The organism is Rothia kristinae NBRC 15354 (assembly GCF_001570865.1).
Taxonomy (GTDB): domain Bacteria; phylum Actinomycetota; class Actinomycetes; order Actinomycetales; family Micrococcaceae; genus Rothia; species Rothia kristinae.
The window spans coordinates 55,130-76,836 of record NZ_BCSM01000012.1; the positions used below are offsets into that span (position 1 = coordinate 55,130).

Genomic DNA, 21,707 nt, shown 5'->3' on the forward strand with positions numbered 1-21,707 from the left:
AAGGGACACCCGTGAATCTGTACCTGCGTCTGCTGCTGATGAGCCTGCGGGCCCGCGCTGGCCGCGGTGGTCGCCCGCTGAGCATCTGGGACACCGCCGTGACCGCCTTCCGGGTGGCCCCCACCGATCTGGACGTGCTCGGGCACATGAACAACGGCCGCTACCTGACCATCATGGACCTGGCCCGGCTGGACCTGATGACCCGCTCGGGGTTCTGGGCCCGGCTGCGGCGTCGGGGCTGGTATCCGGTCGTGGCCGGGCAGACCATCAGCTACCGCCGCTCCCTGACCCTGGGCCAGCGGTTCACGGTGCACACGCGGGTGCTGGGCCTGGATGAGCGGTGGATCTACCTGGAGCAGACCTTCGCCGTCGGCGCCGATCTGTACGCGCAGGCCGCGGTGCGCGCCCGCTTCCTGCGCCGCGGCGGGGGCTCCGTCAGCCACGACGAGGTCCTCGAGCTCACCGGCCCCCTGCCGGCCGGACGCGAGGTGCCGGGCTGGCTGCTCGAGTGGTCCGCCGGCTCCAAGCCGGCCCGCACCTGGGAGCAGCCCGGGCGGGTCGACGAGGACCCGGCGGGCAGGGCCTAGAGTGAGGGCATGGCACTGAAGCGCTCCCGCACCCACAAGATCATCGCCGGCGTGTGCGGCGGCATCGCCGAGTCCCTGGACTGGTCCCCCGCCCGCGTGCGCCTGCTGTTCATCCTCTCCCTGCTGATCCCCGGTCCGCAGGCGATCTTCTACCTCGTGGCCTGGCTGATCATCCCCAAGGCGGACTGACACCCCCGTTCACGACGACGCCGCCCGGTCCTCGCATCGTCGAGGGCCGGGCGGCGTCGTGGCGGGCGGAGCGGATTATTCGTAGCTGACCTGCTCGATGTAGGCGTCCGGATCGAAGGGCACGTACTCGTGGGTGGGCGCGACCCGCTGCTTCTCGTCCAGCCGGCGCCCGATCAGCCGATCCACGACCATCGCGATCGCCCCGTCCCCCGTCACGTTCGTCGCGGTGCCGAAGGAGTCCAGCGCGATGTAGGTCGCGATCATCAGGGCGATCTGCTTTTCGTCGAAGCCGAGCATGGACTGCAGGATGCCGACGGCGGCCATGATCGCCCCGCCCGGCACCCCGGGGGCGGCGACCATCACGATGCCGAGCATGAACACGAAGCCGATCCACTGCCCTGTGGAGACCCCGACCCCCTGGGTGAAGGCGATCGCGATCGCGAAGGCGGTGATCTTGGAGGCGGAGCCGGCCAGGTGGATCGTCGCGCACAGGGGCACCACGAAGTTCGCGACCGGGTGGCGCACCCCGTTCTTCAGGGTCTGGCGCAGGGTCACCGGGATCGTGGCCGCCGAGGAGGAGGTGCCCAGGGCCGTCAGGTAGGCGTCCTTCATGGTCCACACGGCCTTCACCGGGTTGCGCCGGCTCACCGCCCCGGCGATCCCGTACTGGGTCCCGAGGATCACGACCTCCAGCACCAGCACCACCACGACGACGACCAGCAGCGTGGAGATGACCTTCCCGACCTCCCCGGACTGGGTGAGGTTCAGGAAGATCCCGAAGATGTGCAGCGGCAGCAGCGGGATGATGATCCGGCTGATCAGGGCGGTGATGATCTCCCGGAACTCCAGGAAGCCCCGGCGCAGCACCCCGCGCGGGACGATGGACAGCCCGATGCCCAGCACGAAGGCGAGGATCAGCGCCGTCATAACCTCCAAGGGCGCGGGGATCTCGATCGTGAAGTACCCGGAGGTCGAGGCGAGATCGTCCTCGGTGGCGTGCACGTCGGAGAAGGTGCCCCGGTGCAGGATGCCCGGGAAGATCCACAGGGCGACGGCGAGGGTCAGCATGCCCGCGAAGATCGTGGAGGCGTAGGCCAGGCCCGCGGTCAGCCCCAGCCAGCGCCCAGCCCCGCGCCCCAGGTCCCCGATGGCCGGGACCACCAGGCCGACGATGATCAGCGGGATCGCGAAGTTCAGCAGCTGGGAGAAGATGTCGTTGAAGGTGAAGAACACCCGCGAGAGCCCCTCGGGGAAGAAGGTCCCGCAGACCAGGCCCAGCACGATCGCCAGCAGCACCCACGGCAGGATCCCCCACCGGGTCAGGACCGATCCGGGGCGGACCGGGCCCTGCCCGGAGCTCGTGCGATCCGCGTGGGCCAGGTCCCCCGCGTGTTCGGGCAGATCGGCGGGGCTGTGGCGCTCCGGCTGATGCGGCGGGTTCCGGTGCGGCGGGGTCTGCGCCCGGCCGTTCTGAGGTGGCTGGTTCTGCGGCGATGGCGGGTTCTGGCTCACGGGGGATCCTGAGTCTCTCGACGGTGCGGTGTCCCCCAGGATCTTGCCACACCGGCGCCCGCCGGAGGCGAGGCCGTCCGCCAGGTGACGCGCCGAGTCCCGGCGAGCCGCTGCGTCGGGCGGGTATGGGCCCGTCGTCTCGCTTCCCGGACCGGATCGTGCCACGTGCGCCGGATGATCCGGTCCGCGATGCACGCTCCGGCCCACGGCCGGCGGGGCGTCGTCGGCGTCCGGCGGGGCGGCGTCGGGCACAATGGGAGCATGACTGCGCAGATCTCCTACCTGACCGACATGGACGGCGTCCTCATCAAGGAGGGGGAGATGATCCCCGGGGCGGACCGCTTCCTGCGGACCCTGCAGGACAACGACGTCAACTACATGGTCCTGACGAACAACTCGATCCACACCCCGCGGGACCTCTCCGCGCGGCTGCGTGCCACCGGCCTGGACATCCCGGAGGAGCGGATCTGGACCTCCGCCCTGGCCACCGCGCACTTCCTGCGCACCCAGCGGGAGGTGGGCACCGCCTACGTCGTCGGGGAGTCGGGACTGACCACGAGCCTGCACGAGTCCGGGTGGATCCTCGGGGAGAACGAGCCCGACTTCGTGGTCCTGGGCGAGACCCGCACGTACTCCTTCGAGGCGATCACCCGGGCGATCAACCTGATCCGGGGCGGGGCGCGGTTCATCGGGACCAACCCGGACATCACGGGCCCGGCGCCGGAGGGGGTGCTGCCGGCGACGGGGGCGGTCGCGGCGCTGATCACCGCGGCCACGGGGAAGAAGCCGTACTACGTGGGCAAGCCGAACCCGGTGATGATGCGCTCGGCCCTGAACACCATCGGGGCGCACTCGGAGTCCACGGTGATGATCGGGGACCGGATGGACACGGATGTGAAGTCCGGGCTGGAGGCGGGCATGCGCACCCTGCTGGTGCGCTCCGGGATCTCCGACGACGAGGAGATCGACCGCTACCCCTACCGCCCCACCCGCATCATCGAATCGGTCGCGGACCTGGTGGAGTGCTGGGAGGACCCCTTCTCCGACTGACCCGCCCCCACCTCCCACCCGCCGTGGGCAGGATCGTGCAGTCTGGACCGGACCATCCGACTCACGTCGCACGATCCGGTCCGGGACCTGTCGGAGCCGCCGCAGACCGCCGATAGCAGGGCCGGGCGTCATCCACAGGATCCTTCCGGACCCCGCCCGGACGTCACGGATCCACAGGTCGGCCGCCCCGGGGTCTCTGCTCGCCGGACCGACGTCGGCGACGCGTCACAGTGGGGCCATGGACCACCGCACGCCGCCCCCGATCACCGCGAACCACCAGCCCTCCGAAGCCCCGGAGCTGCCCTCTGCGGTCACGCCATCCGACATCCTCCTGGCCCGCGACGTCCTGGGCCTGGGCATGAGCAGACGCGCCCTCTACGAGGTGCTGCGCACCGGACGGCTCATCCGGCTCAGGCCGGGTGCGGGCATCGATGCCGATCTGTGGCGGCGGCTGTCCCCGAGGGAGCGCTGCATCGCCGACCACCTGGCCTTCGCGCTGACCCGCCCGGCCGCACTCTCCCGTCCGCCGGTCTTCTCCCATGATTCGGCCCTCCTGCTGCACGGGCTCTCCCTCGTGGCTCTGCCCTCGCGCCTGCACGTGGCGGGAAGCCCGCGCCCGCACCACCACGCCCCCGATGTGACGACCCACGAGGATCCGTACGCACAGGCCGGCGCCCACGTGGATCGATACGGTGTGGACACCGTCGCCCCGCCGGTGGCCCTCGTGCAGTCGCTGCTGAGCCTGCCGTTCGCCGACGGTCTGGTGCTGGCCGATCAGGCGCTGGACCGGGGACTGTCCCGTGAGCTCGGATACGAGCTGCTGGCCCGGGGCGGATCCCGTCACCGCGCCCGGGCGCAGGCGGTGCTCGACGCCGCCGATGCGGCCTCCGAGTCCGTGCTGGAATCCCAGACGAGGGCCGAGCTGGTGAGGTACGGGGTGCCCCGTCCGGTGCTCCAGCTGCCGGTGCGCACCGGGCGAGGATGGCGGAGGCTGGATATGGCGTGGGAGGAGGAGCGGGTGGCCCTCGAGGTGGATGGTCGCGCCAAGTACTTCGACTTCGGGCCCACCGACGCGGCGATCTACCAGGAGCGCAAACGCGAAGTGGAGCTCATGGAACGGGGGTGGCTCATCCTGCGCACGGACGCCGCCCGGGTGCTGCACCAGCCGGGCACGACAGCCAGGATGGTGGCCCGGACCCTCGCGCAGCGACGGGGCCGACGGCGTCGGGACTGAATCGTGCAGTCCGGACCGGATCATCCGGCTCGCGATGCACGATCCGGTCCACCGGGAGGTACCGGGGGTCCGGCGGCTAGGCCAGCACCCGCAGGACCGCCTCGCCGTAGCGCTCCAGCTTCTTCGCTCCCACCCCACTGACCTCGGCCAGCGCGGCGCTCGAGCTGGGCCGGGCGCGGGCCAGCTCGATCAGGGTCGCGTCCGGGAAGACGACGTAGGCGGGCACCCCCTGCTCCCGGGCCTGCTCGGTGCGCCAGGCCCGCAGCCGCTCGAAGACCTCCCGGTCCTCCTCCCCCAGCTCCGCGGCCACCGTCGAGCGGGACCCCGTGGCACCAGTGCGGGACCGGGCGACCTTCGCGGTGCGCTCCGGGGTGACCCGCAGGGTCACGGTCTGCTCCCCGCGCAGGATAGGCCCGGCAGGCCCGGCCAGCTCCAGCGTCCCGTACTCCCCGGTCGCGGCGAGGATCCCGCGGGCCAGCAGCTGCCGGATGACCGCCCGCCAGGCGGTCTCGGACAGGTCAGCCCCGATCCCCCAGACGCTGAGCTGATCGTGGCGGGAGCGGGTGGAGCGTTCGTTGGGGGTGCCCCGCAGCACCGCGATGATCTGCTGGGCGCCGAAGCGCTGGCCCCGCTCCCGGTCCAGGCGCACGACGGCGGAGAGCAGCTTCTGCACGGGAACGGTCGCATCCCAGCTGGCCGGCGGATTGAGGCAGGTATCGCAGTTGCCGCACGGACCCGTCTCCTGCCCGAAGTAGCGCAGGATCTGCACCCGTCGGCAGTCGGTGGTCTCACACAGGGCGAGCATCGCGTCCAGGTGGGCCCGCTGCACCCGCCGGTGCTCCTCGCTGCCCTCGGATTCGTCGATCATCCGCCGCAGCTGCACCACGTCCTGCAGCCCGTAGGCCAGCCAGGCGGTGGCGGGCAGCCCGTCGCGCCCAGCGCGCCCGGTCTCCTGGTAGTAGCCCTCCACGGATTTGGGCAGGTCCAGGTGAGCGACGAAGCGCACATCGGGTTTGTCGATGCCCATCCCGAAGGCGATGGTCGCGACCATGACCACCCCGTCCTCGCGCAGGAACCGACGCTGGCCCTCGGCCCGCTGCGCCTCGGACATCCCGGCATGGTAGGCCATCGCGTCCACCCCCTGGTCCCGCAGCCAGGCAGCGGTCTGCTCGACGCGGCGTCGGGACAGGCAGTAGACGATGCCGGCCTCGCCGTCGTGCTCGGTGCGGATCAGGCGCAGCAGCTGCTGGCGGGCGGAGTTCTTCTCGGTGATGCGGTACTGGATGTTGGGCCGGTCGAAGCTGGCGACGAAGTGCTCGGCCCCCTGTAGGGCGAGCCGCTCGGTCAGCTCCCGGTGGGTCGCGGCGGTGGCGGTGGCGGTCAGGGCGATGCGCGGGACCCCGGGGAAGCGATCGGCCAGCACGGACAGACCGAGGTAGTCCTTCCGGAAGTCGTGGCCCCACTGGGAGACGCAGTGCGCCTCGTCGATCGCGAACAGGGCCAGGCGCGTCCGGCCCAGCAGGTCCAGGGTGCGCTCCTGCACGAGCCGCTCCGGGGCGAGGTAGACCAGGTCGTAGTCCCCGGCCAGCAGTCCGCGCTCCACGGTCCGGGCCTGCTCGAGGTCCAGGGATGAGTTCAGGTACGCGGCGCGGATGCCCACCGCTTCCAGGGCCTCCACCTGGTCCTGCATCAGCGCGATCAGCGGGGAGACGACGACGCCGGTGCCCTCCCGCAGGATCGCCGGGATCTGGTAGCACAGGGACTTCCCGCCGCCGGTGGGCATCAGCACGACGGCGTCGCCCCCGGCGGTGACCCGGTGGATGATCGCGGCCTGGTCCCCGCGGAAGGAGTCGTAGCCGAAGACGGTGCGCAGGACCTCCAGGGCCGGATCCTCGAGGGTGTCCGGGTGCTCGGCGGTGGTGTCCGCGCCGGTCCTCGCGGCAGGCGCGCCGGTGTCGGTGGTGGTTTCCTCGCTCACCCTTCCACCGTACCGGGGGGCGAGGCCTGGGGACCGTTCGGTCACAGCCCGAGCACAGGAGCACGGGGCTCCGGGCACAGGGTGGCTTCCTAGCGTGGAGACATCGGCAGGGGCCCCGACCGGGGCCCGCCGGGGAAGGGATGATCGGCCATGACCACGGACTCCACCACCACGACCGCCGCGACCGGCGGCGACGCCGTCGCACGGTACCGCTACCTGCTGTCCACGAGCAGCCCGGATCAGATCGAGAAGGCCCACGAAGAGGCCTTCGCCGCGATGAGCGCGCAGGAGCGCCAGCAGGTCCTCACCGCCCTGTCCGGCTCGGGCGAGACCCCCGCGGACACCTCCTCCTCGTCGCTGGCTCGGGCGGCGACCCGACTGGAGATGAGGAAGCCCGGCACGCTCAGCAGTGTGCTCGGCTCCAGCGGGCTGGGGACCGGCGGCACGGTGCTGGCCTCGCTGGCCGCGGGCTTCGTGGGCTCCGCGGTGTGGGGTTCGCTGACCGGCGGGGACGGTGTCGGCGGTCGCCCCGGCCTGCTCTCCCGCCTGTTCGGCCGACACCGGGGCTTCGGGGCCGGAGGCGGCACGGGGCCGTTCGACGGCGGAGTGTTCAACAGCGGCCTGTTCGGCGGCGGGATGGGCGCCGGAAGGGGACGTGCGATGGGCGCCGGCTGGGGCGACGGGCCCGGAGGCGGCTCCCGCGGCGGCATGGGGCGGGGCGGCCCGGAGGGAGGACCCGGCGGGGGCATGGGCGGACCTGGCGGCATGGGCGGGCCCGGCGGTGGTCCCGGCGGGAGGTTCTGAAGCCTCTCGCGAGCGGGCAGACGCCCCCGGGGGGACGACGGCCCGCCCGGCGCGTGCCGGGCGGGCCGTCGTCGTCGGGCTCGGTGGCTCAGTCAGCGACGTAGTACATGCGCTTGTTGACGAACTCGTCCATGCCCAGGGGGCCGAGTTCGCGGCCGAAGCCGGAGCGCTTGACCCCGCCGAACGGGATCTCGGGGCCCTCCCCGGCGGGGGTGTTGACGTTGGCCATGCCCACCTCCAGCCGCTCGGCCAGCCGCTGCGCTCGCGCCGTGTCCTGCGAGAACACGGCACCGCCCAGGCCGTACTGGGTGTCGTTGGCCAGGTGCAGCGCCTCCTCGTCGGAGGAGACGCGGTACACGGCGGCGACGGGGCCGAACAGCTCCTCCCGGTAGGCGTCCATCTCCGAGGTGATGCCGGTGAGCACCGCGGGAGCGTAGTAGGCGGAGGCCTCATCGCGCAGTCCCCCGCCGGCGACCAGCTCGGCGCCCTGCTCCACGGCCCGGCGCACCTGGGCGTCGAGGTTCTCCGCGGCGGCGCGGGAGGACATCGGGGTGAAGGTCTTGGCGTCGACGTCGATGGTCTCCCCCGGGGTCATGCCCTCGGCCAGGCTCTTCAGCTGCGCCACGAACTCGTCGTAGATGTCATCCATGACGATCAGCCGCTTGTTGGCGTTGCAGACCTGCCCGGTGTTGTAGATGCGGGTCTCCCAGGCGGTGCGGGCCGCGGCGGCGACGTCGTCGGTGTCCAGGATGACGTACGGGTCCGATCCGCCCAGCTCCAGCACGGCCTTCTTCAGGTGCTGACCGGCCAGCGCGCCGATGATCGACCCGGCCCGCTCGGAACCGGTCAGGGACACGCCCTGCACCCGGGGATCGGCGATGATCTCGGCGATCTGGTCGTGGGTGGCGAAGACGTTGGCGTAGACCCCTGCGGGGATGCCGGCGTCGTCCATGATCTGCTGGACGGCCTGGGCGGAGCGGGGGCAGATCTCCGCGTGCTTGAGGATGATTACGTTGCCGAGCATGAGGTTGGGCGCGGCGAAGCGGGCGATCTGGTAGTACGGGAAGTTCCACGGCATGATCCCGAGCAGCGCGCCGATGGGCCGCTTCTGCACGTAGGCCTTCCCGCCGGAGAAGGACTCGATCTCCTGATCCGCCCCGAGCTTGGGGCCGTTCTTGACGAAGTAGCCGAAGATGTCCGCGCAGAACTCGGCCTCCTCGACGCCCTCGGCGTGGGGCTTGCCCATCTCCTCGGTGATGATCCGCGCCAGCTCCTCCTTGCGCTCGGCGAACAGGTCTGCGACCTTCTGGACGATCTCGCCGCGCTGCTCGATGGTCTTCTCCGACCACGCGCGGTAGCCCTCCGCGGCCCGGGTCAGGATCTGCTGCACCTCCTCGTCGGTGGCGTGCTCGACGGTCTCCAGGACCTCACCGGTGGCGGGGTTCTGCACGCGGTATCCGTCAGTGGACATCTGCTTCTCAGCCATGGTCTCTCCTTGATGGTGTTCTGGGCCTCATCGGCCAGTGTAAACGAATGCGGTTCGTTTTTACGAGCCTGTGACTCCCGGGAGCCGCAGCTCAGAAGGCGCCGTGCGGATGAGCCATCTTCGCGTCGGCCGGCAGGGGGCTGATGGCATCCCACAGCTCGACGATCCGGCCCTCCTGGACACGCCACAGTTCGCAGAAGGAATGGCGCTGACCGTCGATGGAACCCTCGGACTGGGTCAGCACGAAGTCGTTCTGTGCCACGGTGCGGTGGATTCGCTCGTAGACCAGCGGGGAGCCGTCGTCCTTGAGCTTCTGCAGGAACGCCTGCATCTTCTGGGCGCCGTCGGCGATGTCCGCGGCGTGCTGGGTGAAGTCCTCGCCGTTGGTGTAGCGCGGTATCGCCTCATAGTCCTGCCCGATCAGCACTACCTCGAAGAACTCGACGGCGAGGCGGCGGCTGGACTCCGTGTCCACCGCGGGATCCGGCTGCGTCCTGCCGTCCAACTGGGTGCGTCCGGAGGGGTTGGGTGCGGTCTCCTCGACCAGTCCGTCCCAGTGCTCGGCGATCTTCCCCCCGGCCACGCGGTAGATGTCGAAGCCGATCAGCACATCGTCGGCCAATCCGGGATAGGCACCGTGCAGCGCCACGAGATCGCCGTCGACGAGAACACGGGCGACGTCATGGCGCAGGCTCGGTCCGGCCTCCTCGACGAGCGTGCCCAACCCGGCCAGCCCGTCGGCGACGAGGGGTGAGTGCTCGACGAAATCCGCGGCGAAGCTTCGCCGCAGCACTCGGGTGTCGTGCTCGCTGAACAGCTCGCGATCCGCTTCGACCACCAGCTGGCGCACCGACGTTGACTCTGGCATTTCGGTCTCCTCCGGTCCTTGCGCCCCCGCTCCGTTGCGGGCTGACACCCATCATCCTAACGTGACGTGTCGCACATGCAGAATATCGGGGGCGGCATCTCACCGGATCCCCTCCCCGCACGAGCCAGTGCACCCGAGGCCGAGACCCCACGCCACGGTCCGTTCCCGCACAGAGCGCGCGGTCCCCGCAGGTGTGCGCAGGAGCCCCTCCGCCCCCGCTTCCGACCGCGCATGGAGGTGGCTGCCCCGGGGCGACGGCCGAGGCGGTCCGGTGAGGGCCCGGGAGCACCGTGGACGCGAAGAAAAGCCGGGGCCGACTCAGCATCTCCGCTGAGCCGACCCCGGCTGTTCGTCGGGTTGACAGGATTTGAACCTGCGACCCCTTGACCCCCAGTCAAGTGCGCTACCAAGCTGCGCCACAACCCGAATTCCCGAGGCTCGGGGAAGCCCCGAGCACCTGGTCCATAGTACACGCCGCGCCCGTCCAGCGCACATCGACGCCGGTGCACAGCACCCGGGCCCGAGACCACGACGCGGCACGGATCCGGCCCCGATCACCTCGCCGAGACGGCGCATCCGTTCCCACTCCCCATCGACCCGGCGCATCCGTTCCCGGAAATCCCGCTTTCGGGAACGGATGCGCCGCCTCGCGGGAGGAGTGGGAACGGATGCGCCGCCTCGCGGGAGGGGAAGGAACGAAAGCGCCGCCTCGCGTCCGCGCTACCGCTTCCCGCGTCCGGATCCGCCCGTCCCGCGGCCGCGGCGTTCGCGCACGCGCATCGAGATCTCGATCGGGGTGCCCTCGAAGTCGAAGGTCTCGCGCAGCCGCCGGGTGATGAACCGACGGTACCCGGGATCCAGGAACCCGGTGGTGAACAGCACGAACTTCGGGGGGCGGGAGGAGACCTGCGTGCCGAACAGGATCCGCGGCTGCTTGCCCCCGCGCACCGGGTGCGGGTGGGCTGCGGCCAGCTCCCCGAGGAAGGCGTTCAGCCGCCCGGTCGGGATCCGGGAGTCCCAGGCCTCCAGGGACTTCAGCATCGCCGGGACCAGCTTGTCCTTGTGCCACCCGGTCTTCGCGGAGATGTTGACCCGCGGCGCCCAGGCCACGTGGGCCAGGTCCCGGTCGATCTCCCGTTCCAGGTCGTAGCGGCGCTCCTCGTCCAGGGTGTCCCACTTGTTGAAGGCCAGCACCATGGCCCGGCCGGAGTCGATGGTCAGCTGCAGGATGCGCACGTCCTGCTCGGACAGCGGCTCGGAGACGTCCAGCAGCACCACGGCCAGCTCGGAGCGCTCCAGGGCGGTCTGGGTGCGCAGCGAGGCGTAGAACTCCGCTCCCTTGGCCATGTGCTGCCGACGCCGTATGCCCGCGGTGTCCACGAAGCGGAAGGCGTGCCCGCCCAGCTCCACGAGCTCATCCACCGGATCCCGGGTGGTTCCGGCCAGCTCGTTGACCACGGCCCGCTCCTCCCCGGCCAGCTTGTTCAGCAGGGAGGACTTACCGACGTTGGGCCGTCCCACCAGGGCGACGCGGCGCGGGCCGGCGTAGGCCTCGGGTTCGGCGTACTGGGAGTGCTCCGGCATGACCTTCAGCAGCTCGTCCAGCAGGTCCGCGATCCCGCGTCCGTGCACCCCGGAGACGGGGTGCGGCTCGCCCATGCCCAGACCCCACAGCGCGGCGGCCTCGGGCTCCTGGTGGGAGTCGTCGATCTTGTTGGCGGCGAGCAGCAGCGGCTTGTCCACCCGGCGCAGCATCTGCACGATCGCCTCGTCCATCGCGGTGATGCCCACCAGGGCGTCCACCACGAGGATCACGACGTCGGCGTGGGCCACGGCCAGCTCCGCCTGGGCCGCGACCTGCGCGTTGATGCCCTTGGCATCGGATTCCCACCCGCCGGTGTCCACCAGGGTGAAGGCCTTGTCGTTCCATTCGGCCTGGTAGAACACCCGGTCGCGGGTCACGCCTGGCTGGTCCATGACCACGGCCTCGCGCCGACCCAGGATGCGGTTGATGATCGTGGACTTGCCGACGTTGGGGCGCCCGACGACGGCGACCACCGGGTCCGGCTCCTCGGACTCCTCCGGCCCGGTCTCGAAGCCCCACTCCACCAGGAGCCGGCGGTCCTCGTCCTCCAGGTCGTAGTCGTCCAGCCCGGCGCGCAGGGCCTCGGCCCGCTGCTCCGCCTCGGCCTCGTCGAGGTTCTCCAGGTACTCGGCGAGGTCCTCGCCCTCGGTGGAGCCGAGGTACTTCTGCTCGTATTCGTCGCCGACGGGGCTCATGCTCCGCTCTCCTGCTCGTCGTCCTCGGTCCCGGAGTCCCCGGAGCCTTCCTGCTGCTTCTGCTCGTGGTTGCGGGCCGCGGTCTCGTCGATCACGCGGATCACCTCGGCCACGGTCTGCTCGAAGTCCAGGTCCGTGGAGTCCACGAGATCCACGCCCTCGGCGGCCTCGGTGAAGTTGTTGACCCGCGAATCCGCGGCGTCGCGCCGGGAGACGTCGGCCTCCAGCTGCTCCGAGGTGCGGTCCCCTCCCAGCTGCTCCCCGCGCCGGGCCTTGCGGACCTCCTCGGAGGCGGTCAGCAGGATCCGCACGGTGGCGTCCGGGGCGACGACGGTGGTGATGTCCCGCCCCTCGGCCACGATGCGCTTGCCGTTGGAGACGATCTCCAGGCGCTGCTGGGCGATCAGGGCCTTACGGGCCTCGGGGTTGCTGGCCACGGCGGAGACCGCGGCGGTGACCCGCTCGGAGCGGATGGCCTCGCGGATGTCCACGCCGTTGCACATGACGGTCTCCACGATCGGGTCGGTGCCCAGCTCAAGGGGCAGGGACTTCGCGGCCTCGGCCACGGCCTCGGCGTCCTGCGGGTCCGTGCCGGTCTCCAGGACCCACCAGGTCAGGGCGCGGTACATGGCCCCGGTGTCCAGGTAGGCCAGCTTCAGCCGGGTGGCCACCTCACGGGCCACCGAGGACTTCCCGGAGCCGGAGGGTCCGTCGATGGCGATGACGAGCTCCGACTTCCAGGCTTCGGCGTTGTCCGCGTCCCGGAACTGGGATGCGGCCGGCTCCGCCGGAGCGGAGGCCTTCACAAGCGCCTCCTCGCGGGCGCCGTCCGTGGTGTCTGCGGGCATGGTTCCTCCATCGTCGTCGATTGGTTCATCCGGGGGCGGTGCGCGGTGTCGGCGCGAGCGCTCAGCGGGCGATCCGCCACCCGCGGGTGGTCAGGTCCTGCACCAGCCGCTCGTGCACCGTCGGATTCACGGCTACCTCGACCATACCCACCGGTTGGCCGGGCGAGTGCTCCATCCGCACATCCTCGACGTTCACGCCGAGCTCCCCGATCTCGGTGAGCAGGCGGGCGATCTGCCCCGGGGTGTCGTCCACGAGCACGGTGAGCTCGCTGAAGGCCTTCGGGGAGCCGCCGTGCTTGCCGGGGATGCGGGCCACCCCGGCGTTGCCCTCGCTCATCAGCTGGGCGATGTCCAGGCGGGCGCCGTCGGCGGTCGGGTCCTCGAGGGTGCCGATGAGCCGGTCCAGGTCCGCGCGCACCCCGTACAGGGTGCGCACCACCGGGGCGGCGTTGGCCGCGAGGATCTGCACCCACATGCCCGGCGCGGAGGCGGCGATCCGGGTGGTGTCGCGCAGCCCCTGCCCGGCCAGGCCCAGCGCCTCCAGGGGGGTGTCGCGCAGTCGGGAGGCCAGCAGCGATGACATCACCTGCGGCACGTGGGAGATCAGGGCGACGGTCTCGTCGTGCTCGGCCGGATCCAGGAAGGTCACGATGCCGCCGAGGTCCTGGCCCAGCCCGCGGGCCAGGCGCACCGCCTCGGGGGCGACCTCCTCGTGTTCGCAGACCACCCAGGGGCGGGAGGTGAACAGCTCCGCGCGCGCGGCCACCGGCCCGGAGCGCTCCCGCCCGGCCATCGGGTGGGTGCCGATGTAGCGGCGGGCGTCTTCCCCGGAGGCCAGGACCTCGGCGAGGATGGGGGCCTTCACGGAGGCGATGTCCAGCACGACGGCGCGCGGGAAGTCCCGCAGCGCCTGCACGGCCGTGGCCCCGGCGACGTCGGGCGGGGTGGCCACGACCACCAGCTGCGGGTCGGCCTCGGCGCGTGCGCCCTCCTCCCCGAGCTCCCGGACCAGCCCGGCCCAGGAGGAGCCGGCCCCGAGGTCCGCGGCCACGGCCTCGGTGGTCGGGGAGATGTCCCGGACCCACACGGGCACGCCCTGCAGGCTCAGCCCGAGGCCGACGGAGGCCCCGAGCAGCCCGGCCCCGATGATCAGGACCGGGCCGGACACGGTGGCGCCGACGGCGCTGCGGGCACGGGCGGGCACGGGCTACAGCTCCACGGCGGCCAGCAGCTGGCCGATCTCGACCTTGGACAGGTTGCGCACGGTGCCCTGCTTCTGGGAGCCGATGCGCACCGGCCCCATCTCGGTGCGCACGAGCTTCTCCACCGGGTGTCCGACGGCGTCGAACAGGCGGCGCACGATGCGATTGCGCCCGGAGTGGATGGTGACCTCCACGAGCAGGTGCCCGGGGGTGGAGTCCACGAGCCGGAACTCGTCGACCCTGGCCACCCCGTCCTCCAGGCGGATGCCCTTCTTCATCTCCGCGCCGACCCCGTGCTCCATGGGCCCGCGCACCTGCACCAGGTACTTCTTGGGCACCTCGTAGGAGGGGTGCATCAGCCGGTTGGCCAGCTCGCCGTCGTTGGTCAGCAGCAGCAGCCCCTCGGTGGCCACGTCCAGGCGCCCCACGTGGAAGATCCGCTCGCGCTTGTTGGGGTCCAGGTAGTCGGTGATGCAGGGCCGGCCCTCCGGGTCCTCCATGGTCGCCAGCACGCCCTCGGGCTTGTTGAAGGCGTAGTAGACCTTGGACTCGTCGGTCTGGATGGTGATCCCGTCCACCTGCACGGTGGCCTTGGCCGGGTCCACGCGCACGCCGAGCTCCGTGACGGGCTGGCCGTCGACGACGACGCGCCCCTCCTCGATCATCTGCTCGCAGACCCGGCGGGAGGCGACCCCGGCCTGGGCCATGAGCTTCTGCAGGCGCACCCCATTGGGGTCGTGCACGTCCAGCCGGTCCACGGGGGCGGCCCGGGGGCGGCGGGGCCGGTGCGGGCCGCGGTAGTGCTGCTCGGCCCGGCGCTCCCCGCGCTCCTGGGCGAAGATCTTGCCGGACTGGCCCTTGCGGGGCCGGAACTTCTTCGAGTCGGACTTATTCGCTCCGGACTTCACGGCCGGCGCGTCCCGGCGCCCGCCGGGCCGGGGCCCGCCGACCCGCTTCTCCCCCGGCTTGGCCCCCGGGCGGGAGGAGGCGGGGCGGCCCGGGCGGGGCTTGCCGCTCGGTCGCCCGGAGCCTCCGGGCTTGGGTCCGCGGTAGGGGCCGGGCTTGGCGGAGCCTGCGCCCCCTGTGCTGCCGCTGGCGTTGTTCTGACGTCCCGTCGATCTGCTGGCCATGGTGTCCTTCATCTTCTCGTGCTGGGTCCCGCGGCGTGCGGGTCCCCTCATCGGTGGTCTTCCTGCCCCGGTGGCGCCGGTGCGCGGCGGCGCGGTGCGGGCGCCCGGTCCTCGTACTCGGCCACGTCCTCCGCCCCGGGCAGGTGGGGGGCGATGGGCGGCAGGTCCGCGAGGGATTCCAGGCCGATCTTCTCCAGGAACAGCGGGGTCGTCTCGAAGAGGGTCGCCCCGGATTCCCCGGGTTCCTGGGCTTCGACGACGAGGCCGCGGGTGCGCAGGGTCCGCACGACGCCGTCCACGTTCACGCCGCGGATCGAGGAGACCCGGGCGCGGGAGATCGGCTGGCGGTAGGCGATCACCGCGAGGGTCTCCAGGGCGGCCTGGGAGAGCTTCGCGGTCTGCCCCTCCTGCACGAAGCGGCGCACCCAGGGGGCGAAGTCCGTGCGGGAGTACAGCCGCCACCCGCCGGCGACCCGACGCAGCTCCACGCCGCGCGGCTCGCGGACCCGGGACCCGGCGGTCTCCCGCGCACGCGCCTGAACGGCGGACTCTTCAGCATACCGCGCCGAGTCCGCGCCGTCGCGGTCGCCTGCCTCACGCTCGGCGGCATCAGACGCCGCGGTGCCGAGGCCGACGGCGTCGGGGTCGGTGGTGCTGTTCTCGGCGGTGCTGTGCTCGAGGGTGCCGCCATCGTCCGGGACGGGGTGCCCGTCGTAGTCCCGGGCCAGCTGCTCCAGGGCCGCGGCCACCTCGGCGGCCGGCACCTGAAGCGCCTCGGCCAGCTCGAGCTCGTCCACCGGGGCCGCGGCGACGATCAGGATGGCCTCCACGGCCGCCCGGACCCCTCCGGGACGCAGCCGCACCGAGGACTCCTCCTCGCGCCCGGTCTGCTCCTCGTTCATGGTCTGGCCTCCTCGGCTGCGCCGGCGTCGGCCCTCGCGCCGGCGGCGGTGCCCGCGCCGGCGGGGCTCTGGGCGACGGCGGCAGCCCCTTGGTAGTCGTCCGCGGCCAGTCGGGCCGCGCTCCAGGTGGGGTCCTCCCCCACCCAGCGCACCGTCAGGTCCCCCAGCGGGGTCTCCTGGGCGAAGGCGACGACCCGGTCCCGGTGCATCTCCAGCAGGGCCAGGAACCGCACGACGACCACCAGCAGGTCCTCGGCGTCGGCGACCAGGCGCGCGAAGCTCAGCGCGGCCCCGGGCCGCAGCCGGGCGGCCAGGTGCTCGGCCTCCTCCCGCACGGTGACCCGTGCGCCGTGCAGGTGATCGGTGCCGACCTCCTGCGGGTCCTCCTGCCGCGGGGTCAGGGCCCGCTCGGCCAGCCGGGCCAGGTCCTGCGGGCTCGCGGTGAACACCAGCTCGGGCAGGGCCGAGGCCAGCTCCGGTTCCAGGGGCACGGTGCGGGCGAAGCGGCTGCGCTCGGCGTCGAAGCGCTCGGCGAGGATTCCGGAGACGTCTTTGAAGGCCTTGTACTGCAGGAGCCGGGCGAACAGCAGGTCGCGGGCCTCCAGCATCGCGATGTCCTCCTCGTCCTCCACCTGCCCGGCCGGCAGCAGCCGGGCGGCCTTCAGGTCCAGGAGGGTCGCGGCGACGACGAGGAACTCGCTGGCCTCGTCCAGAGCCCGCTCCAGGCCGGTGTCGCGCAGGGCCCGCACGTAGGCGATGAACTCGTCGGTGACCTCGGCCAGCGCGACCTCGGTGATGTCCAGGCGCCGCTGCCCGATGAGGTTGAGCAGCACCTCGAAGGGCCCGGCGAAGTTCTCCAGGGTCACGGAGAACCCGCCCGCGGCCTCGTCGGCCTCGGGCGGGTCCGCCGCCGCGGCGGCGAGATCCCCGGGCGCACCCGGGGCGGGGGCCGCCTGGATCAGCGGGAGCCTCCGCGCTCGATGAGCTCCTTGGCCAGCTCCCGGTAGGCGATCGCCCCGGTGTGGGTGGGGGCGTAGGTCAGGATCGGCTCCGCGGAGACGGTTGCGTCCGGGAACTTCACGGTGCGCTTGATGACGGTGTCGAAGACCTTGTCACCGAAGGCGTCCACGATGCGGGCCAGCACCTCCTTGGAGTGCAGGGTGCGGGAGTCGAACATCGTCGCCAGGACCCCGTCGATGCGCAGGTCCGGGTTCAGCCGGTCCTGGACCTTCTCGATGGAGTCCACCAGCAGGGCCACGGCCCGCAGCGCGAAGAACTCGCAGATCAGGGGGATGATGACCCCGTCCGCGGCGGTCAGGGCGTTGACGGTGAGCAGCCCCAGGGAGGGCTGGCAGTCGATGAGCACGACGTCGTAGTCGTCCTTGACCTTCTTCAGCGCGGAGGACAGCACCTGCTCGCGAGCGACCTCGTTGACCAGCTGCACCTCCGCGGCGGAGAGGTCGATGTTGGCCGGCAGCAGGTCCATGTTCGGGAAATCGGTGGCCCGGATGGCCTCGCGCACGTCCGTCTTGCGATCCATCATCACGGTGTACACGGTGGTGTCCAGCTCGTGCGGGTTCACGCCGAAGCCGGCGGACAGGGCGCCCTGGGGATCGAAGTCCACCATGAGCACCCTGCGTCCGAGCTCCGCGAGCGCGGCGCCGAGGTTGATGGTCGAGGTGGTCTTGCCGACCCCGCCCTTCTGGTTGACCATCGCGATCACCCGGGCGGGGCCGTGCTCGGTCAGCTCGGGGGGATCGGGGAAGGTGCGCAGGGGGCGCCCGGTGGGCCCGAGGTTGGCGTCGGGGGTAGTAGATGCAGTCACAAGCGGCTTTCCGTCGTCGGGGACAGTTCTGGCTCGGGATTAAACCCTACCGCCCCGCCGGGGAGGGCGGGGCGGGTTCGGGGCAGCGGCGCTGGACGGGCGGGCCCGACCGGGACGGCGTCGCACCCGGTGGGGCGGACGGGGCGCCGTTCCGGGCTCGGGTCAGGAGTCCAGGTCCTGGATCGTCGTGGAGCCGGCCTGCCGGGGACCCTCGACGGTGGGCATCTGCTTGGTCGGGGACTTCAGCACGACGGCCTGGTCCACGTTCCTGTCCCCCTGGACCTCCTCGTAGTGCGGGTTCTCCGCGAGGTCGGCCTCGTTGAAGGGCAGCTCGCCGTCGAGCACGCGCCGTGCCCGGTCCAGATCCACCATGCGGTTCCACCTGCCCATCAGCAGGGTGGCCACGGCGTTGCCGGTGAAGTTGGTCAGGGCGCGGGCCTCGGACATGAACTTGTCGATGCCCACGATCAGGGAGACCCCGTCCACCAGCTCGGGTCGGTGGGACTGCAGGCCGCCGGCCAGGGTGGCCAGGCCCGCGCCGGTGACCCCGGCCGCGCCCTTGGAGGCGATGATCATGAAGATCAGCAGGGAGACCTGCTCGCCGATGTTCAGCGGCTTGCCCATGGCGTCGGCGACGAAGATCGAGGCCATGGTCAGGTATATCGCGGTGCCGTCGAGGTTGAAGGAGTACCCGGTGGGCACGACGATGCCGACGACGGACTTGTCCACCCCGGTGTGCTCCATCTTGGCGATCAGCCGCGGCAGGGCTGCCTCGGAGGATGAGGTGGAGAAGATCAGCAGGTACTCCCGCCCGAGGTACTTCAGCAGCTTGAGGATGTTCAGCCCGGTGGCCAGCTTCAGCAGCCCGCCGAGGATCACGAGAATGAACAGGGCGCAGGTGATGTAGAAGGCCAGCATCAGCAGGGCCATCTGCCCGACGGCCTTGATCCCGGTGGCCCCGACGACCCCGGCCATGGCCCCGAAGGCACCCAGCGGAGCGACCCACATGATCATCATGAGGATGCGGAAGACGACGGCCTGCAGATAGGTGATGAACTTCAGGATGGGTTTGCCCGCCTCGCCCATGCGCTGCAGGGCGAAGCCCACCAGCAGCGCCACGAACAGGGCCTGGAGGATGTTCCCGGAGACGAGGGCGTTGAGCAGGGAGCTGGGAATGATGTTGAGCAGGAAGTCCACGGTGTGGTTGCCGGTGTTGGCCCAGCCGGTGGATTCGGCAGCGGCGACCTCGTAGTGGCCCGAGTGGTAGTGCAGGTCGTCCCCGGGGTGGATGAGGTTGCCCACGACCAGGCCGATGACCAGGGCGAAGGTGGACATCAGCACGAAGTAGATCAGCGCCATCCCGCCGACCCGACCCACCGTCGCGGCCTTGGCCACCGAGCCGACGCCGATGACGATGGTGCAGAAGATCACCGGAGCGATGAGCATCTTGATCAGCGCGACGAAGCCGGTGCCGATGGGCGCGAGCGCCTTCCCGGTGCCGGGGGCGATCAATCCGAGGGCCGCGCCGAGCACGACCCCGGCGATCACGGACAGGTACAGCAGGTGGGTTCCCGAGCGGTACCACGGGGTGGCGGACGCCGAGCGGGCGGCGTCGGAGGTCTGGGCCATGAACGGCTCCTCGCAGGTGGATGAGATGGTGTGCCAGGCGATCCTATACCGTCATGATGCATATCGCGTCCTCCGCATCACACGCGGGATCCTTCAGGGTCGCAGGGCGTCAGGAGCCGCGCAGCACGGGCACCAGGTCCTCCAGCACGGCCGGATCCTCGATGGTGGAGGGCACGCGGCAGTCCTCGCCGTCGGCGATCTGGCGCATCGTCTTGCGGAGGATCTTGCCGGAGCGGGTCTTGGGCAGCGCGGAGACCACCCGCACGTGCTTGAAGTCGGCGACCGCCCCGATGCGCTGGCGCATCATCGCCACCAGCTCCTCGCCCAGCCGCCGCTCCTCGATCTCGGCGTCCCGACGCAGCACCACGTAGCCGGAGGGCCGCTGCCCCTTGAGCTCATCGGCCACCCCGATCACCGCGGCCTCGGCCACCGCGGGGTGCGCGGCCAGGACCTGCTCCATCGCCCCGGTGGACAGCCTGTGCCCGGAGACGTTGATGACGTCGTCCGTGCGTCCCATGACGTAGACGTAGCCGTCCGCGTCGAGGTAGCCGGAGTCCCCCGTGGCGTAGCAGCCCTCGAAGGCGGACAGGTAGGAGGAGACGAAGCGCTGGTCATCGCCCCACAGGGTCGGCAGGCACCCCGGTGGCAGGGGCAGGCGCAGCACCAGGTTGCCCTCGGTCCCGGCGGGCACGGGCTCGCCGAGCGGTCCCAGGACCTCCACCCGGTACCCGGGCACGGGCACCGTCGGGGAGCCGGATTTCACCGGCAGGGGCTCCAGCCCGCGCGGATTCGCGGCGATGGGCCAGCCCGTCTCGGTCTGCCACCAGTTGTCGATCACCGGCACGCCCAAGACCTCCTCGGCCCAGCCGAGGGTTTCCGGGTCCAGTCGCTCCCCCGCCACGAACAGGGTCTGCAGGTCGGACAGGTCGCAATCCCGGATCAGCTCGCCGTCGGGGTCGGCCCGGCGGATCGCGCGCAGCGCGGTGGGTGCGGTGAACAGGGCCCGCGCGTGGGCCTGGGCCGCGACCCGCCAGAACGCGCCGGCGTCGGGGGTGCCCACCGGCTTGCCCTCGTAGAGCACGGTGGTCGCCCCGGTCAGCAGGGGCGCGTAGACGATGTAGCTGTGCCCGACGACCCACCCGACGTCGGAGGCGGTGAACATCGTCTGGCCCGGTCCGACGTCGTAGATCGCCTCCATGGACCAGCGCAGGGCCACCGCGTGGGAGCCGGCGTCGCGCACGACGCCCTTGGGGGCGCCGGTGGTCCCGGAGGTGTAGAGGATGTACAGCGGGTCGGTGGCTCGGACGGTGGTGCATCCGGCGGGCTCGGCGGCGGCCGCGGCCTCCTCCCAGTCCCGCCAGGCGCAGGCGGGCTGCCCGTCGGTCCCGGCCCGGGCCGCGACCTCGGCCAGCGTGGTCGCGAAGCCCTCGCGGTGGCGCACGAAGACCGCGCCCGGCGGGTGCTCGGCCAGGCGCAGCGCCTCCTCCACGGCCGGCAGGTACTCGATGCGCCGCGTGGGCTCGATCCCGCCGGTGGCGGTGACGACGGCGACCGGGCGGCAGTCGTCGATCCTGCTGGCCAGCTCCGCCGGGGCGAAGCCGCCGAAGACGACGGAGTGCACGGCGCCCAGCCGGGCGCAGGCGAGCATGGCCACGGGGGCGGCGGGGATCATCGGCAGGTAGATCAGCACCCGGTCCCCCGTGCCCACCCCGGCCGCGGCCAGCGCCCCGGCGAAGGCCGCGACCTCCTCTTGGAGGCGGGCGTAGGTGATCTCGGTGCGGGCGCCGGTGACCGGGGAGTCGTGCAGGATCGCCACCTGGTCCCCGCGCCCGTCGCGCACGTGCCGGTCCACCGCGTTGAAGCAGGTGTTCAGCGTCGCATCGGGGAACCAGCGGTACAGCGGGGCGGCGGAGTCGTCCAGGGCCCGGGTGGGGGCCTGCTCCCAGTCGATCAGCTGCGCCGCGCGCAGCCAGAAGCCCTCGGGATCCTCGAGGCTCTCGGCGTAGGTCCGGCGGTAGGTGGGGGTCATGGCGCAGGGTCTCCTTCCGTGCTGTGCAGACCAACATAGTGTTCTGCGCCATAGCTGACAAGGGCAGTGAATACACAACATCCGTTCGAAGCGACGGGAACTGCCGTTGTTGCCCCATCCGGAGAAGTTCTGTATACATGGAGTCATCCACATC

Annotated in this window: 18 protein-coding genes and 1 tRNA gene; 5 read left to right on the top strand and 14 right to left on the bottom strand. The window is 71.5% G+C overall.

Translation table 11 applies throughout. The features are described from left to right. Window positions 1–11: 11 nt before the first annotated feature. On the top strand, window positions 12–587 hold the full coding sequence (locus KKR01S_RS08150; protein ID WP_099049756.1) for an acyl-CoA thioesterase: 576 nt from the start codon (window positions 12–14) through the stop codon (window positions 585–587). Window positions 588–596: 9 nt separating this feature from the next. Further along, window positions 597–776, top strand: coding sequence for a PspC domain-containing protein (locus KKR01S_RS08155; RefSeq protein ID WP_055684686.1), 180 nt, complete (start codon window positions 597–599; stop codon window positions 774–776). Between the two features lie 75 nt (window positions 777–851). Here the strand turns inward: KKR01S_RS08155 and KKR01S_RS08160 are convergent, their stop codons facing one another. Then, window positions 852–2,288 (bottom strand): dicarboxylate/amino acid:cation symporter, encoded by a 1,437-nt coding sequence (locus KKR01S_RS08160; protein WP_244884130.1) that lies wholly within the window; start codon window positions 2,286–2,288, stop codon window positions 852–854. 261 nt (window positions 2,289–2,549) lie between these two features. Here KKR01S_RS08160 and KKR01S_RS08165 point away from each other — a divergent pair, with 261 nt between their 5' ends. After that, complete coding sequence (locus tag KKR01S_RS08165) at window positions 2,550–3,338, top strand: HAD-IIA family hydrolase (protein ID WP_055684716.1); 789 nt, start codon at window positions 2,550–2,552, stop codon at window positions 3,336–3,338. Between the two features lie 238 nt (window positions 3,339–3,576). Beyond that, the gene (locus KKR01S_RS08170) at window positions 3,577–4,572 is read left to right on the top strand and encodes a hypothetical protein (protein WP_058731545.1); all 996 of its coding nucleotides are present in this window, start codon (window positions 3,577–3,579) and stop codon (window positions 4,570–4,572) included. Window positions 4,573–4,648: 76 nt separating this feature from the next. On the opposite strand, the gene recQ is transcribed toward KKR01S_RS08170, so the two are convergent. Continuing rightward, on the bottom strand, window positions 4,649–6,550 hold the full coding sequence (recQ, locus tag KKR01S_RS08175) for a DNA helicase RecQ (protein WP_099049757.1): 1,902 nt from the start codon (window positions 6,548–6,550) through the stop codon (window positions 4,649–4,651). 150 nt (window positions 6,551–6,700) lie between these two features. Between recQ and KKR01S_RS08180 the strand changes: the two genes are divergently transcribed. Next, the gene (locus KKR01S_RS08180) at window positions 6,701–7,354 is read left to right on the top strand and encodes a hypothetical protein (protein WP_061225739.1); all 654 of its coding nucleotides are present in this window, start codon (window positions 6,701–6,703) and stop codon (window positions 7,352–7,354) included. A gap of 88 nt (window positions 7,355–7,442) precedes the next feature. Here KKR01S_RS08180 and KKR01S_RS08185 read toward each other — a convergent pair whose 3' ends face one another. The 12 genes from KKR01S_RS08185 to KKR01S_RS08240 all read right to left on the bottom strand — a co-directional run bounded on the left by KKR01S_RS08185 (window position 7,443) and on the right by KKR01S_RS08240 (window position 21,553). After that, a complete protein-coding gene (locus KKR01S_RS08185; RefSeq protein ID WP_061225757.1) occupies window positions 7,443–8,825 on the bottom strand; it encodes an NAD-dependent succinate-semialdehyde dehydrogenase in 1,383 nt (460 codons plus the stop codon). Between the two features lie 106 nt (window positions 8,826–8,931). Next, the gene (locus KKR01S_RS08190) at window positions 8,932–9,708 is read right to left on the bottom strand and encodes a nuclear transport factor 2 family protein (protein WP_058731575.1); all 777 of its coding nucleotides are present in this window, start codon (window positions 9,706–9,708) and stop codon (window positions 8,932–8,934) included. Between the two features lie 352 nt (window positions 9,709–10,060). Next, window positions 10,061–10,134: transfer RNA gene (locus tag KKR01S_RS08195), tRNA-Pro, on the bottom strand. A 294-nt stretch (window positions 10,135–10,428) separates the two neighbouring features. Then, window positions 10,429–11,988, bottom strand: coding sequence for a ribosome biogenesis GTPase Der (gene der / locus KKR01S_RS08200; protein ID WP_061225740.1), 1,560 nt, complete (start codon window positions 11,986–11,988; stop codon window positions 10,429–10,431). Continuing rightward, window positions 11,985–12,836 (bottom strand): (d)CMP kinase, encoded by an 852-nt coding sequence (cmk, locus tag KKR01S_RS08205; protein WP_081046268.1) that lies wholly within the window; start codon window positions 12,834–12,836, stop codon window positions 11,985–11,987. The genes der and cmk overlap by 4 nt, the downstream gene beginning before the upstream one ends. 61 nt (window positions 12,837–12,897) lie before the next feature. After that, a complete protein-coding gene (locus KKR01S_RS08210) occupies window positions 12,898–14,040 on the bottom strand; it encodes a prephenate dehydrogenase (protein WP_055684690.1) in 1,143 nt (380 codons plus the stop codon). 3 nt (window positions 14,041–14,043) lie between these two features. After that, entirely contained in the window at window positions 14,044–15,219 is a 1,176-nt protein-coding gene (locus KKR01S_RS08215) for a pseudouridine synthase (RefSeq protein ID WP_414602871.1), read from the bottom strand. Continuing rightward, entirely contained in the window at window positions 15,216–16,070 is an 855-nt protein-coding gene (gene scpB / locus KKR01S_RS08220) for an SMC-Scp complex subunit ScpB (RefSeq protein WP_061225741.1), read from the bottom strand. Before scpB ends, KKR01S_RS08215 begins: the two co-directional genes overlap by 4 nt. Next, the gene (locus KKR01S_RS08225; RefSeq protein ID WP_081101652.1) at window positions 16,067–17,029 is read right to left on the bottom strand and encodes a segregation and condensation protein A; all 963 of its coding nucleotides are present in this window, start codon (window positions 17,027–17,029) and stop codon (window positions 16,067–16,069) included. The genes scpB and KKR01S_RS08225 overlap by 4 nt, the downstream gene beginning before the upstream one ends. Then, window positions 17,029–17,895 (bottom strand): ParA family protein, encoded by an 867-nt coding sequence (locus KKR01S_RS08230; protein WP_061225743.1) that lies wholly within the window; start codon window positions 17,893–17,895, stop codon window positions 17,029–17,031. The genes KKR01S_RS08225 and KKR01S_RS08230 overlap by 1 nt, the downstream gene beginning before the upstream one ends. Before the next feature lie 162 nt (window positions 17,896–18,057). After that, complete coding sequence (locus tag KKR01S_RS08235) at window positions 18,058–19,524, bottom strand: cation:dicarboxylate symporter family transporter (protein WP_058730976.1); 1,467 nt, start codon at window positions 19,522–19,524, stop codon at window positions 18,058–18,060. 109 nt (window positions 19,525–19,633) lie between these two features. Beyond that, window positions 19,634–21,553, bottom strand: a complete 1,920-nt coding sequence (locus tag KKR01S_RS08240) for an AMP-binding protein (protein ID WP_061225744.1) — start codon at window positions 21,551–21,553, stop codon at window positions 19,634–19,636. Window positions 21,554–21,707 lie beyond the last annotated feature (154 nt).